General features: G+C 34.5%; 17 protein-coding genes. 14 read left to right on the top strand and 3 right to left on the bottom strand.

The window, feature by feature from the left end:
• The first annotated feature begins 37 nt into the window (after positions 1 to 37).
• The 10 genes from ACQ33O_RS02305 (at position 38) to ACQ33O_RS02260 (ending at position 8661) form a co-directional block, all read left to right on the top strand.
• A complete protein-coding gene (locus ACQ33O_RS02305) occupies positions 38 to 916 on the top strand; it encodes a MerR family transcriptional regulator (protein WP_430993936.1) in 879 nt (292 codons plus the stop codon).
• Positions 917 to 1004: 88 nt separating this feature from the next.
• Positions 1005 to 1505: an RNA polymerase sigma factor gene (locus ACQ33O_RS02300; protein WP_430993935.1), complete on the top strand. Its 501-nt coding sequence runs from the start codon at positions 1005 to 1007 to the stop codon at positions 1503 to 1505.
• A gap of 25 nt (positions 1506 to 1530) precedes the next feature.
• Positions 1531 to 3000 carry a phytoene desaturase family protein gene (locus ACQ33O_RS02295; protein ID WP_430993934.1) on the top strand — a complete coding sequence of 490 codons (1470 nt, stop codon included), beginning with the start codon at positions 1531 to 1533 and terminating at the stop codon, positions 2998 to 3000.
• An 11-nt stretch (positions 3001 to 3011) separates the two neighbouring features.
• Entirely contained in the window at positions 3012 to 3848 is an 837-nt protein-coding gene (locus ACQ33O_RS02290; protein WP_430993933.1) for a phytoene/squalene synthase family protein, read from the top strand.
• A gap of 9 nt (positions 3849 to 3857) precedes the next feature.
• Entirely contained in the window at positions 3858 to 4385 is a 528-nt protein-coding gene (gene idi / locus ACQ33O_RS02285) for an isopentenyl-diphosphate Delta-isomerase (protein ID WP_430993932.1), read from the top strand.
• Positions 4386 to 4390: 5 nt separating this feature from the next.
• Complete coding sequence (gene crtD, locus ACQ33O_RS02280) at positions 4391 to 5881, top strand: 1-hydroxycarotenoid 3,4-desaturase CrtD (protein ID WP_430993931.1); 1491 nt, start codon at positions 4391 to 4393, stop codon at positions 5879 to 5881.
• A complete protein-coding gene (locus ACQ33O_RS02275; protein ID WP_430993930.1) occupies positions 5878 to 6570 on the top strand; it encodes a carotenoid biosynthesis protein in 693 nt (230 codons plus the stop codon). Before crtD ends, ACQ33O_RS02275 begins: the two co-directional genes overlap by 4 nt.
• Positions 6571 to 6617: 47 nt before the next feature.
• Positions 6618 to 7052: a beta-carotene hydroxylase gene (locus ACQ33O_RS02270; RefSeq protein ID WP_430993929.1), complete on the top strand. Its 435-nt coding sequence runs from the start codon at positions 6618 to 6620 to the stop codon at positions 7050 to 7052.
• Positions 7052 to 7753 (top strand): lycopene cyclase domain-containing protein, encoded by a 702-nt coding sequence (locus tag ACQ33O_RS02265; RefSeq protein ID WP_430993928.1) that lies wholly within the window; start codon positions 7052 to 7054, stop codon positions 7751 to 7753. The genes ACQ33O_RS02270 and ACQ33O_RS02265 overlap by 1 nt, the downstream gene beginning before the upstream one ends.
• Positions 7735 to 8661 (top strand): DUF72 domain-containing protein, encoded by a 927-nt coding sequence (locus ACQ33O_RS02260; protein ID WP_430993927.1) that lies wholly within the window; start codon positions 7735 to 7737, stop codon positions 8659 to 8661. Before ACQ33O_RS02265 ends, ACQ33O_RS02260 begins: the two co-directional genes overlap by 19 nt.
• 90 nt (positions 8662 to 8751) lie before the next feature.
• Here ACQ33O_RS02260 and ACQ33O_RS02255 read toward each other — a convergent pair whose 3' ends face one another.
• From ACQ33O_RS02255 to ACQ33O_RS02245, 3 genes are all read right to left on the bottom strand, one after another.
• Complete coding sequence (locus ACQ33O_RS02255; protein WP_430993926.1) at positions 8752 to 10032, bottom strand: Y-family DNA polymerase; 1281 nt, start codon at positions 10030 to 10032, stop codon at positions 8752 to 8754.
• Between the two features lie 86 nt (positions 10033 to 10118).
• Complete coding sequence (gene tnpA / locus ACQ33O_RS02250; RefSeq protein WP_430993925.1) at positions 10119 to 10559, bottom strand: IS200/IS605 family transposase; 441 nt, start codon at positions 10557 to 10559, stop codon at positions 10119 to 10121.
• Between the two features lie 95 nt (positions 10560 to 10654).
• Positions 10655 to 11089, bottom strand: coding sequence for a LexA family protein (locus ACQ33O_RS02245; RefSeq protein WP_430993924.1), 435 nt, complete (start codon positions 11087 to 11089; stop codon positions 10655 to 10657).
• An 86-nt stretch (positions 11090 to 11175) separates the two neighbouring features.
• On the opposite strand from ACQ33O_RS02245, the gene ACQ33O_RS02240 reads away from it, so the two are divergent.
• From ACQ33O_RS02240 to tcmP, 4 genes are all read left to right on the top strand, one after another.
• On the top strand, positions 11176 to 11799 hold the full coding sequence (locus ACQ33O_RS02240) for a 2'-5' RNA ligase family protein (protein WP_430993923.1): 624 nt from the start codon (positions 11176 to 11178) through the stop codon (positions 11797 to 11799).
• Between the two features lie 355 nt (positions 11800 to 12154).
• Complete coding sequence (locus ACQ33O_RS02235; RefSeq protein WP_430993922.1) at positions 12155 to 13267, top strand: PA0069 family radical SAM protein; 1113 nt, start codon at positions 12155 to 12157, stop codon at positions 13265 to 13267.
• Positions 13268 to 13283: 16 nt separating this feature from the next.
• Entirely contained in the window at positions 13284 to 13637 is a 354-nt protein-coding gene (locus ACQ33O_RS02230; RefSeq protein ID WP_430993921.1) for a hypothetical protein, read from the top strand.
• Between the two features lie 47 nt (positions 13638 to 13684).
• Entirely contained in the window at positions 13685 to 14821 is a 1137-nt protein-coding gene (gene tcmP, locus ACQ33O_RS02225) for a three-Cys-motif partner protein TcmP (protein WP_430993920.1), read from the top strand.
• Positions 14822 to 14826 lie beyond the last annotated feature (5 nt).

Below are 14826 nucleotides of genomic sequence, written 5' to 3'. Positions count from 1 at the left end.
AACCTTGTTGTTTTTTGTATAAAAGAAAATATAGTCAATGAATAGTTTTACAATAAAGGATCTGGAAAATTTATCTGGAATAAAAGCCCATACTATACGTATATGGGAGCAACGCTATAATTTTTTAAAACCTGAACGTACCGAAACCAATATCAGATATTACAGTAACAATGAACTTAAGAAAATCCTGAATATTGCTTTATTGAATAAATACGGGTTCAAAATATCTCAAATAGATAAGATGAACTTGCATGAAGTGAATGAAAAAATATTGTCACTTCCGCAAACAGAAGCCAAACAGGAAAGGCTTATCAATGAAGCCATAGGGCATTTGATAGATCTGAATATTGACAAATTTGAATTGTTATTGAATAAATACATTCACTCATACGGAATCGAAAAGGCGATTACTCAAATTGTATTTCCATTTCTTGAAAAAATTGGAATCCTTTGGGTAACCAATAATATCAACCCGGCACAAGAACATTTGGTTTCCAATATTATTCGACAAAAATTAATAGTTGGAATAGATCAAATATCAATGCCAACACAAAAGGGTAAAACAGTTTTACTTTTTCTACCAGAGGGTGAGCATCATGAATTGGGATTGCTCTTTGTAACTTATCTATTGAAACGAAAAGGAATAAATACCATCTACCTCGGTAGTAATATACCTGTGGTAGATGTTGAATACGTTATAAAATTAAAAAAACCAGATCTTATTTATTGTCACCTTACAGCAATTAGCAAAAATTTCAACTTCGACAAGTTTCTGTCTGCATTATCTAGTAAAATATCTCAAACGCCAACTGTAATATCCGGTAGGCTTACTAGTTCCTATACAAAGAAAATACCCCCCAAAATTTCCCTTAAAAGATCGTTTTCGGCCATGATGGAGTTCATAGAATTGCTTTAACAAAAAAATGATGCAAAAATGACTGTGGAAGTTTGTGTATTTAAATATTTTGTTTAATTTTACTGTATAAAAAATTAAACAAAATATTATGTCAGTTTTTGAGTTTGATGAGTTGTTGTTAACCAATACAGAACTGTTAAAGCCATTTGCGGTTTCTCTTACAAGAGATAGCGAGGTAGCAAAGGATCTGATACAGGAAACTGTTTACAGGGCTTTAAAGAACAGAGATAAATATAATGTAGGCACAAATATCAAAGCATGGTTACACACCATCATGCGTAATATTTTTATAAATAATTACAGGAAAAAAGTAAAACAGCAAACGGTGTTGGATAAAACGCCTAATGAATTTTTGCTGAATCATCAACAATCGGCTGTTACAAATGAGGCAGAAAATATTTTAAAGCAAAAAGATATTCAACAAGCAATTCATAAGCTACCTGTAATTTTTAAACAACCCTTTGTGTTATATTTTGAAGGATATAAATATCACGAAATTGCTAAAATTTTAAATGAGCCACTTGGAACCGTTAAAAGCAGGATACATTTTGCAAGAAAATTATTGAAAGAGCAATTAACGAGATTTTAGTTTGCAATAGTTGTATCTTGAAGCATTGAAAAAAGCAATCATTATAGGCAGTGGCTTTGCAGGTATATCTGCAGCATGTTACTTGGCAAAGGCCGGGTGGCAAGTTGTTGTTTTAGAAAAACATGAAACAGCCGGTGGTAGAGCAAGGCAGTTGAAGGAGAATGGGTTCACATTTGATATGGGCCCGAGTTGGTATTGGATGCCGGAAGTTTTTGAAACTTTTTTTCAATCGTTCGGGAAACGGGTAGATGAATTTTACAAACTTCAGCGTTTAGACCCCTCTTACAGAGTTTATTACCAACATGATTATATAGATATACCTGCTGATTATGAGGCATTGAAAAAAACTTTCGAAAGCATAGAACCCGGAAGTGCCGTACAATTAGATCAATTTTTAAAAGAAGCTGCATTTAAATATGAGGTTGGTATAAATAAGTTGGTGTATAAACCAGGGCAATCGCTAACCGAATTTATTGATTGGGACATTATAAAGGGTGTGTTTAAGCTAGATGTGTTAACTGATATGAAAAAACACATTCGTAAGTTTTTCAAAAATAAAAAACTACAGGAGCTAATGGAATTTCCTGTTTTATTTTTGGGTGCCTTACCGCAAAACACACCGGCATTGTACAGTTTGATGAATTATGCAGATATTAAACTTGGTACATGGTATCCTAAAGGTGGAATGTACGAAGTGGTAAAAGCGATGCAATGCCTTGCAGAAGACCTAGGCGTAAAGTTTTATTTTAATCACAACGTTGAAGAAATAAAGATAGAACATGGTATTGCGAAAGGGGTTGTTGCAAACGGTATACTGCATCAATCAGATGTTGTTATAAGTGGGGCAGATTATCATTTTACGGAAACAAGATTATTGCCGGAAAATTGCAGAACTTACTCCGATGAGTATTGGCGTAAAAGAACTATGGCGCCGAGTTGTTTGTTATACTATATTGGTATAAATAAAAAACTGAAAAACACGTTGCATCATTCTTTATTCTTTGATAAAGATTTTGAAGTACATGGAAATGAAATTTATACTGATCCTAAATGGCCGACAGAGCCATTGTTTTATGTGAGTGCAACATCAGTTACAGATAGTACAGTGGCACCAGAAGGTTGCGAAAATCTTTTTTTTCTAATACCTGTGGCAGCTGGATTAAAAGGAGATACGGAGGAATTGAGAGATGCTTATTTTGAGAAAATAGTAGGTAGATTCGAAGCAAAGACCGGTGAAAAAATCAAATCATCGATCATTTATAAAAAATCTTACTCCGTAAGCAATTTCATAAATGATTATAATGCCTTTAAAGGGAATGCTTATGGGTTAGCAAATACTTTGAAACAAACGGCTATTTTAAAGCCATCTTGTCAAAGTAAAAAAATTAAAAATTTATTTTACACCGGACAGTTGACAGTGCCTGGTCCGGGAGTACCACCAAGCCTGATTAGCGGTAAAGTGGTGGCAGAATTTGTCTTAAAGCAATTTGATTAAAAAGTATAAGTATGATAAACTTATTTAATGAATTAAGTCACAATTGTAGCAGAGCTACTACAGAGCGCTACAGCACATCTTTTAATAGTGCAGTTAATTTATTGCATCGATCCATTCAAAAGCCTATACATAACATATATGGGTTTGTTCGTTTGGCAGATGAGATTGTTGATACGTTTCATCAATATAACCAATCGGAACTATTGGCTGAATTTAAAAGGGAAACTTATGTAGCAATTGAAAGAGGTATTAGCCTTAATCCGATATTAAACAGTTTTCAGTTAACTGTAAATGAGTATCAGATTTCCCATGATCTTATTGACGCTTTTTTCAGGAGCATGGAAATGGATCTTAACAAAGTTTCTTACAATGATAAGGAGTATTGTGAATATATTTACGGTAGTGCTGAAGTTGTGGGTTTGATGTGCCTCTTTGTTTTTTGCGATAGCGATAAAGAAAAATATCAGCAATTAAAACCTTATGCCCGGTTACTTGGATCTGCATTTCAGAAAGTGAATTTTTTAAGAGATGCGAAAGCCGATTATCAATTGTTAAGTCGTACTTATTTCCCGGGGGTAGATTTTACAAACTTTACACCCTCTATGAAAAGACAGATTGAAGATGATATTAAAAATGATTTTGAAAAAGCCTACAAAGGAATTATACAATTACCTGTAAAAGCCAGATTTGGAGTATATGTTGCTTACAAATACTATTGGTCGCTGTTTAAGAAAATACAAAAAACAAATGCCGAAAAAATACTCGAACAAAGAATACGTATTCCTAATTTTAGTAAACTATTTATTGTTGCAAAGGCAGGATTAAGAAGTCAATTGAATATTTTATAAAAAAAATATATGCAGGTAATATTGGTTGATGAAAATGATGTACAGATCGGCACTATGGAAAAAATAGAAGCTCATCAAAAAGCACTGCTGCACAGGGCTTTTAGTGTTTTTATTTTTAATAGTAAAGGAGAAATGCTGCTGCAGAAACGAGCCGACTCTAAGTATCACAGTCCCGGACTATGGTCTAATGCCTGCTGCAGCCACCCACAACCCGGAAACGATCTTTTATATTCGGCTACAAAAAGATTGAAAGAAGAAATGGGTTTTGAAACACCATTGGAGAAGATATTCGATTTTATATATAAAGCTTCGTTTGATAATGGGCTTACTGAACATGAATTTGATCATGTATTCATCGGAAAATATGATGGTCCGGTTATACCGGATTGTATGGAAGTAGGTGATTATTCTTACAAGACAATGGAAGAAATTAATGAAGCATTAAATAATTATCCGGCTTCATATACTGAGTGGTTTAAAATAGCTTTTCCCAAATTAGAGCATTATCTTACTCCTCTTTTCAAAGTTGCTACATAGTTTTAATGCAGACAGTTTTATCAAATAACAAAACGGTCATCATCATAGGTAGTGGTGTTGGCGGTATGGCAACGGCTATACGCCTTGCTTCAGAGGGATTTGACGTAGCGATATACGAAAAGAATCCGGTGCCGGGTGGTAAACTTACTGCTTTTGAAATGAATGGATATCGCTTTGACGCAGGCCCCTCACTTTTTACGCAACCTGAAAATATTGAAGAATTATTTGAATTGGCAGGCGAGCCAATTGAGAAATATTTATCTTATAAACCGATAGAAATTGCCTGTAAATATTTTTTTGAGAATGGAAAAACGGTAAATGCTTTTACAGATAAAAATAAATTTGCCGAGGAACTAAAAGAGCAATTCAATGAAGATCCATTGAATGTTATTAGATATCTCAATAATTCTGAAAAGACATATAATAACATCGGTAAAGTTTTTCTGAATCATTCATTGCATAATTGGAATACCTGGCTTCATAAACGCATTTTAAGAGCTTTAGGAGCTACACGTCTTTCGTATTTATTTAAATCATTGAATCGTTTCAATGTTAAAAGTTTTTCATCTCCTAAAACGGTTCAAATATTTAATCGATTTGCAACTTATAATGGTAGCAGTCCTTACAAAGCGCCGGCTATGCTTAGTTTGATCCCTCATCTGGAACAAAACCTGGGAACCTATTATCCGCAAGGGGGGATGATAAGTATTACAAATGCTTTGTATCGGCTTGCTGTATCAAAGGGAGTTCGATTTTATTTTGACAAACCTGTTGAAAAGATCATTCATGATCAAAAAAAAATTATCGGAGTGGTTGTAAATGGAGAAACACTTAACGCAGATATAGTTGTAAGTAATGGAGATATTTATTTCACCTATAAAAATTTATTGAAACAAGATTTAAAGGCTCAAAAGCTTTTAAAGCAAGAACGCAGCAGCAGTGCTGTTATTTTTTATTGGGGGATAAAAAAGCAATTTCCTCAACTGCAATTGCACAATATTTTTTTTAGTGATGATTATGAAAACGAATTCGATAATATTTTTAAGGCAAAAACATTATCAAACGATCCTACGGTTTATATCAATATCACCTCAAAAGTAGAATCGACACAAGCTCCTGAAGGAAAAGATAATTGGTTTGTGATGGTTAATGCTCCGACAAATATTGGTCAGAATTGGGATACATTAAAAAAGCAACTCAAAAAAAACGTTTTACTAAAGCTAAGTAAGATGTTGGGTGAAGATATAGAGCCCTTGATCGAAGTAGAGCATACATTAGATCCCGTATTGATAGAAAAACAGTCTGCTTCTTATATGGGTTCTCTGTATGGTACAAGTTCCAATTCAAAATTTGCGGCATTTCTTCGGCATGCAAATTTTAGTAATGCTATTAAAGGGTTGTATTTTTGTGGAGGAAGCGTCCATCCCGGGGGAGGTATTCCACTTTGTTTAAAAAGTGCAAAAATTGTGAGTGCGTTAATACAAGATCAAAAATGATAGAAAAATTTTCCAAATACCAGATCGCTACTGCTACAGCGATTCTTTTTCATGCAATTGGAGTTGTAGGTATTTTGTTTTCAAATAATTCATTTTTTGCGAATGCTACTCCGATCAATCTTTTGTTATCCCTTGTACTGCTCATCTGGACACAAAAGGAAAGGAATGTTTTTTTCTGGACCTTTTTAATAATAACAATAACAATAGGATTTACTGTAGAAGCTATTGGAGTGAATACAGGCAAATTATTTGGCAACTATACATACGGAACAGTGTTAGGCCCAAAGGTTCTGAATGTTCCGCTGATCATAGGTATTAATTGGTTTATCATTATTTATTGTTGTGGAGTATGCCTGGATATGTTCCTGAAAAATTTATTAAATAAGTATCGACCAAATTCGACGCAAGGCACAGGTAAACTGAGAGTTTTGTCAACTATTATTGATGGAGCTACCTTGGCAATTTTACTCGACATATTGATAGAGCCCGTAGCCATAAAATTAGGAATGTGGAAATGGGGAGGAGATGGGACCGTCCCTTTTTTTAATTATTTAAGTTGGTTTCTCATAAGTTGTTTGTTGCTTACGATTTTTCAATTTTGTAAATTTGACAAGCAAAACAAATTCGCCGTTCATCTGTTATTGATACAAGCTATGTTTTTTCTTATACTCAGAACATTTATGAAATAATGCATTGGTTGATCTTCATATTAATTACTCTTGTAACATTCTTTCTAATGGAAGGGATAACCTGGCTTACACACCGTTTTGTCATGCATGGGTTTCTCTGGTACCTGCACGAAGATCATCATAAGCCAACAGGGCACAAAATCGAAAAAAACGATGCTTTCTTTTTAATATTTGCTATTCCTAGTTGGTTATGTATTATGTTGGGGTTGCAAAACAAAATTTACTGGGTTGCTGCAATCGGCTTTGGTATTGCGCTATATGGCCTGGCATATTTTATTGTGCATGAAGTGATCATTCATCAGCGATTCAAATGGTTTACAAGAAGTAATAATGTTTATATACGAACCATTCGCTGGGCACACAAAATGCATCACAAGCATTTAGATAAACACGAAGGAGAGAGTTTCGGAATGTTGTTTGTTGCAAAAAAATATTGGGATAAAGTAAAAAAGGATAAGCTATCCATTAATATGAAATCCTGATGAATAGTCATTATACCTATTTCCTGATCTTAGCAGCTTCGTTGATTGGCCCGCTATGCTTAAGTTTTGATAAAAAAGTAGCATTCTATAAAAAGTGGAAATATCTTTTCCCGGCAATGCTGCTTCCTGCTTTTATATACATTGTATGGGATATTTATTTTACAGCAAAGGGAGTCTGGAGTTTTAATGAAGATTATATAATCGGAATAAAAATTCAGAACCTTCCAATTGAAGAGATTTTATTCTTTTTTATTGTGCCTTATTGTTGTGTGTTCATTTATGAATGTATGCAAGCATATTTTCCGCAAATAAAAAATATGCATTGGGGCAATAAGGTTTTGAAACTTCTTGCTGCGCTCTTGCTGATTATAGGAATTGTTTTTTATGATCATGCATATACAGCATGGACATTCATATTTTCAGCCTTTTTTATTGCTATTGTAAGTTTTTCAAAAAAATACTTTAAAATATTTAATGCTGCTTCGTTTTTAGTTTCTTATTCAGTAATGTTGATTCCTTTTTTAATTGTAAATGGATTTTTAACTTCTATTCCTGTAGTTATTTATAATAATGCAGAAAACTTAGGCATCCGAATTCTTTCGATTCCTTTTGAAGACACATTTTATGGAATGCTGTTGATATTGCTGAATATTGTAATTTACGAAGGACTAAAAAATAGTGTATGGAATTCGGAAGAGTAGCAGAAACGGAATTGAACAGCATTGATTTTTCATTACCTGCAGAACCAGCTTTCAATAAAAACACATTGAAAGGTAAACCTGCAAAAGATCCTAAAGTATATCTCGGTTGTGCTAAATGGGGCAGAACAGAATGGGTCGGAAAGATATATCCACCCAAAGCAAAAGAAAAAGATTTCCTGAATTATTATGTGGATCATTACAATAGCATAGAATTAAATGCTACACATTATAAGGTATATGGCGATGCCGGCATTCGTAAATGGGCTGAGAAAGCTAAAGGCAAGGATTTTAAATTTTGCCCCAAAATGTATCAAGGGGTAACACATCGTGGAAGCCTTACTAATAAACAATTTATTACGAATGAATTTTTCCGAGGAATAGTTGCATTTGAAGAATTTCTCGGACCAATTTTTATTCAGGTTAGCGATGCATTTTCTCCAAAAAGAAAAGATGAATTGTTTGATTACTTGAAAACATTGCCTACCGATCTGCAATTTTTTTTAGAAGTACGTCACCCCGATTGGTTTAAAAAAGATGATATAACAGAAGAGATGTTCATCAAACTAAAGGAAATGAATATGGGAGCAGTAATCACTGATACTGCAGGTAGAAGAGATTGTGCACATATGCATCTTACTGTTCCAAAAGCATTTATTCGTTATGTTGGAAATAGTTTACATCCGACAGATTATACAAGATGCGATGCCTGGCTCGAAAGAATGAAAGGGTGGCTAAAAAATGGCATGGAAGAAATTTATTTTTTCATGCACATGCATGATGAAGCTACTTCGCCTGAGTTGACTGTCTATTTGGTTGATAAAATGAATAAAGAATTAGGATTGAATTTGATCAAGCCGACATTTTTACCCCCTCCGCCCCCTAAAGGGGGAACTTTAGAGCTCTTTTAAAATCTGAGCATAAAGTTTTATCGATGAGTAAAAAAATCTCTCTGAAGAATTCGACTCTTCCGGTTCCCTCTTTAGGGGGCGGAGGGTATTTTATTTCACTACAAACAATTCCTCCCATCTTGTAGTATATCTTGGGCTCCTCATTTCCATCCTCATCTTCCAATCTCTTGTGGTGCCGGATGCTGCAAATTTTATGATGTCATCTCTCATGGCAAAGTTTACATTGTCAACCATACTCATCAATGAACGGTTATTGTTTTTTTGCTCTTCAAATAAATTACCTTGTATGGTTTCATCGGGTACCAATCCGCTGAGCATTACACCGGCCTTTTTATACCATCTTCCTTTTTCATATAATTTATCAACCAGTTTGACCGCAGGTTTTATCAATTCGTTGGTAGATGCAGTTGCAATGGGCAAAGTGGTATAAGAACTGATAGTAGCCCCACGATTAAAACTCACATTATGATTCTGTTCTTTTGCAACCACAAAAACACTAATAATGTTTGCAGCACTATTTTGCCGGCGTAATTTTTCAGCAGCTTTTGATGTGTAAGTGGCTACTGCTTCTTTAATATCTTTTATATCATTCACAGCACTGCCGAACATTCTTGTAGTCGCAATCATTTTTTTTACGGTCAATTCTTTCTCAATATCCTTAGCCGCTTCACCTTTTAATTCTTTCAACAAACGCACGCCTACTACACCTCCTAAATATTTACGTGCCCACTCTTCTGTTTTTTTTGTGAGGTCATAGGCAGTAAACACTGCGTTCATCTCTGTTAATTTTTGTGCTGACTGATAGCCGATACCCCACACTTCTTTTACAGGAGTGGCCATCAATACCTGATCTATTTTTTCCTTATTATCCAGTACCACTACACAGTTGGTAGCAATTTTATTTTTCTTTGCTAAATGATTGGCAACTTTAGCCAGCACTTTGGTAGGAGCCACCCCTACAGAAACTTTTATGCCGGTCCATTGTTCTACCGTATCTTTTATATCTAGTCCAACTTTATACAAGTCATGTTCTTTAAATCCACTGAGATCTAAAAATGCTTCATCAACAGAATATACTTCTACATTTTCTTTTCCCAATATCACCCGTAATGTTTCCATCACACGCCAACTCAGATCACCATATAAATTGTAATTAGATGAAAACGTAGCGACATTATGTTTTTCAATCAAAGGCTTTGCTTTAAAATAAGGCCCGGCCATTTCAACACCAAAAGCTTTTGCTTCATCACTTCTGGATATGATACAACCATCATTATTGCTGAGCACAACAACCGGCTGATCATCTAAATGCGGTTTAAATAATCGTTCGCAACTGCAATAAAAACTGTTACAATCTACAATGGCTTTCATGATTTTTTTATTATCTCGGGGCTGAAGCCCCGAGCAATTCATTCAGAGTCTTTAATTGTTAAGGGCACTATAACTTGCCTTGGGCTTTAGCCCGAGGACCTAATAATCTCAAATCCATATTTCTCCATAAATTCATCATACTCTTGCAGAAATGTTTTCTTTTTATGATGTATCTCCTGATTCCTTATATAATCTCTTACTTTATTTAGACCTGACTCACTTACAGACACAGCAAAATATTCACCTTGCCATTCAAATTTATCTTTACATAAATTATTCTTATTGATCCAAAAGGCACTCTCGCCTTTTATTAATTGTACGATTTTTGAAATTGTTTGATCTTGTTCCAAAGAAATCAGACAATGGACATGATCAACGTATCCATTCACAAAATCTATATGGATTTTTTTTTCTTTGGCATTTTCTCTGATATGCGTAAACACCTTCTGCCTAATATCTTTCGTTAGAAAAGGTGCTCTATTTTTTGTTGACCAAACCAAATGAATCCAAATTTTAATCATTGGCATAGAAATCAATTTTTATTTTACATGTTTCAGGATTGAAATCCCGTAATTCAAAATCCATAAATAATTTATGAACTCCGCATGACTTACCCTGGGTTTCAACCCAGGGATCTAATAACATAAATAACAACTCCCCACACCTTAAAATCCATAAACTCACTCACCTCAATCGGAGAAAGGTTATGTGTTTCCGGAACCAATCTTAATTTGTTGAATGTTTGCTCATACCGACGGATCAGCATTTCGCCATCAATAACAGCGATCACAATTTTTCCGTTCACAGGTTTTATGCTTCTATCAACGATCACAATATCGCCATCGCCAATACCTGCATTGATCATGCTGGAGCCGCTTACCCTCATAAAAAAAGTAGCTGCTTTGTTCTTGATCAATTGTTCATTCAGGTCTATACCACGTTCCATGTAATCATCTGCAGCAGCACCGAATCCGGTGGCATTAGCGGTAGGCACCTGTTGCTGAGTAAATTTTTTGCTACCACTATAATTATTGGTAAAAAATTGTTCTATCTCCATAAAAAATATTTTGAATTAACTAAATTATTTAGTAAATTTATGCTAAATATATTGGCGAAAAAATTTTTTAACACAAAACCTTTGTTATGAAAAATACGATCAATAGCATGCCCGGTTACAGGGTGTACGAATATCTGTTGGTACTCAATCCTCACGAAGAATTAAGGAATAAGATACAGCATGTAAAACAAGCCTTTCATGATAAATATAAATCAGCATCAGCTGTAGGCGGTAAGCCGCATCTCACATTGGTAACTTTTACGCAATACGGTATGCTGGAAGAGCGGATCGTCAATCGGTTGAAAACAATTGCCATGGGGTTTCATCCCGTAAAAATTGAATTGAAAGATTACGGAAGTTTTCCATCGCATACTATTTATATAAATGTAACCAGTAAAGTGCCGATACAAGATCTGATCAAACAAATACGAAGCGAAGCACAACGGTTGATGAAATTAGATGATGAGAACAAACCACATTTTATCATGGAGCCACATTTCACCATTGCCCGAAAATTACTACCATGGCAATATGAAAAAGGTTGGTTGGAATACAGTCACAAACATTTCACCGGAAAATTTATTGCCGATGCCATGTTGTTATTAAGACGCCCCGTTGGTGAAATGAGATATGAAATTGTACAACGTTTTGAATTTCAAAATTTACCGGTGGGAACGGTACAAGGAGAATTGTTTGCCCCTGTCCCCTAAAGGGGAACTTAGGATATTTCAGTATTAGAAACAGCAAATGTAATAACGTTAATAGAGTATAAATTTCATTTTGACACAAGCATATTTTCGTTACTCAGCTTCATTGGCGTCGCACTCTTGTACTGCAAATCTTTATTCAACTTCTTCAATTCAAAACAATTTTAAAATACAGTCGAACGGTTTCGAATCTAAGAGTAGAGAACAAATGCTGAAGCCACAGTAGCACAAAAGATGCACATAGCTGTACGGCAGGGGCAGGCCGTCATTGCCCCTGCCTTGACTTTTTTTTACGTAAGCTCCTCTCTCGCTTACCTATTTTGGTCAAGGCAAAAAAGTAAATATAAACTAACAAACCATGGAAAATAATAAACTACAACAAGACGCTGTCCCTGTAAACCCAAAACAACAAGAAGAAGTTACTCAATATATAGCAGGCCGCGGTGCACAGATCAACACAAAAAATCGGTTCCTTAAAAACGAATCAACCAAAGAACATATAGAAGCCATCGACGATTGGGAAGAAACAAACATACCAACGCAATACTTAGAGCAACAATCAAAATCGATAGTAAATAAAGTAGAAAGCCCCGATGTAGGATTAAGTTATAGCATGAATCCGTATGCAGGTTGTGAGCATGGCTGTATCTATTGTTATGCCCGTAATGTGCATGAATACTGGGGTTACAGCGCCGGACTCGATTTTGAAAGAAAAATAATTGTAAAGAAAAATGCAGCGCAGTTGTTGCGTAAATTTTTATCCAATCCAAAATGGCAATGTGCACCCATCATGCTCAGCGGTAATACAGATTGTTATCAACCCGCCGAACAAAAATATCGATTGACAAGAGGTTTGCTCGAAGTGTGCAATGAATTCAATCAACCTGTAGGAATACTCACAAAAAATTCTTGGATACTAAAAGATAAAGATGTGTTGCAGGAGATGGCAAAGAAAAATATTGTATCTGCGATGGTTTCCATTACATCATTCAATGAAGATCTTAGAAGGATCATGGAGCCACGTACCACCACTGCAAAACAAAAACTGAAAGTAATCAATGAGCTCAGCAGTGCCGGCGTACGCATGGGCATTATGATGGGGCCGATGATACCCGGATTGAATGAACATGAAATGCAACGAATCATGAAAGCCGCAGCAGACAATGGTGCCACTTTTACAGCTTATACTTTCATTCGTTTGAATGGTGCTATTAAATTTTTATTTCACGATTGGCTATATAAGAACTTTCCAAATCATGCAGATAAAGTTTGGCACCTCGTAGAACAAAGCCATGATGGTAAAGTGAACGACAGTCGCTGGGGTGTACGCATGAGAGGCGAGGGTAACATTGCACAAATGGTAGCACAACAGTATAAAAAATACGGCAAGCTTTATAACATGAATGCAGAAGAATGGCATTTGGATACAACGAAGTTTTTTGTGCCGGGAGCACAGGGAAAATTATTTTAATTTAAAAAGAATCAACATGACATCAATAACAAGCGACTATTTAATAAACATCATCGACCGTTGTATCAGCACAACCATCAGCCAACGACGTACTAACTTAAATAAATACGAAATGCCTGAAGCTACTGTTGCAACTGATGAAGAAATACTGGACTTCATTATTTCAATACCATACTTTGATACAAAGCTCAAAGACTTTATCATCGGCAATTTACCGATGCAGGCCGTCATCATCAGCCAGACATGGGAGAATGAATTTATAAAAAAATGTATGGAATGGCGAGGGAGTAAGGAGTGGATGCATACAGATGTATCTTCTTTTAACAGTGATAAAGAGCAACATAAAAGTTTTTTAATGTTGCCGTATTAGGTATATTATTATTAATTAATAGAATATTGATAACTTTAATTTAGTTTATGAGTAAAGCGTCAAATAAAAAGGTATACCGACTTCCTGCCCATTCGTTAGCTAAGATATCATTGTATAAAAGATATCTATCAATTTATCTGAGTGTTTTGGCAAATACTCCATTTAAGATTATTTATCTCTTGGATTTATTTGCTGGAGAAGGAAGAGATATAGATGGAAATGCATGTAGTTCAATCGCTGCTGTAGAAGCTTTAAAAAATCATTATGATACCGCAAATGTAGTTTGTAAAAAAGTAAAATTATTTTTTAATGATTATGGTAATTCTGTAATAGAAAAGGACTTAAAAAAAATTGACAGAGTTGAGAGATTTGCAAAAGAATTAGCTTTGCCAAGTCATTACGAAACAACTTATTCGAATGAAAATTTCGAAAATATTATTGGTAAAGTAATTAATCGTCTTAATAAATTAGATTCATTAGAAAAAGCATTATGTTTTTTTGATCCATGGGGGTATAAGTATTCTAAGCCACAAGTTCTAAAAGATCTTATGGCAAATGGAAAGACAGAGTTACTTCTCTTTATGCCAATGTGTTTTATACATAGATTTGCTGCAAAGGCACTTAAAGATGAGGATTATGCTGCAGGTCAACATATTGAACAATTTATTACAGAGCTATATGAAAATGAATTCCCGGAAATACAAACACAGGTTTCATTTATTAAAGGGATACAAAAACAATTTAAAAAATATCTTCAAGTTGAATATGTAGATGTTTTATTTATTGAAAAAGAAAGAAATCAATATTTTGCTCTTTATTTTTTTTCAAATAGTAAAAGAGGGTTTCAAAAGATGTTGGAGGCTAAATGGTCTATAGATGAAAAAGATGGAAGATCTTTTTCAGTAAATAAAAATCAATTTACTCAAGATTTGTTTGCAAACGTTGATCATGAAGATTACAGTTTTCTGCTTTATGAAAGATTAAAAGAAAAAAAATCAATGAGTAATCAAGAAATTTTTGATTTTGGCCTCGATAATAATCATCTTCCGAAGCATAGTAAAAAAGTTTTGGATGAATTAAAAAGAGAAGGTAAAATTAAAGTATTAAATGTTGATGGTTCAAATGCTTCTGGATATTATTTGGAAGACAAGCATCATAAACACATTGCAATAAAAATTATTTAAATAAA

Origin of the sequence: Ferruginibacter sp. SUN002, from assembly GCF_050611725.1 — a bacterium.
Taxonomy (GTDB): domain Bacteria; phylum Bacteroidota; class Bacteroidia; order Chitinophagales; family Chitinophagaceae; genus Ferruginibacter.
This window is presented reverse-complemented; position numbering and strand designations above follow the sequence as displayed.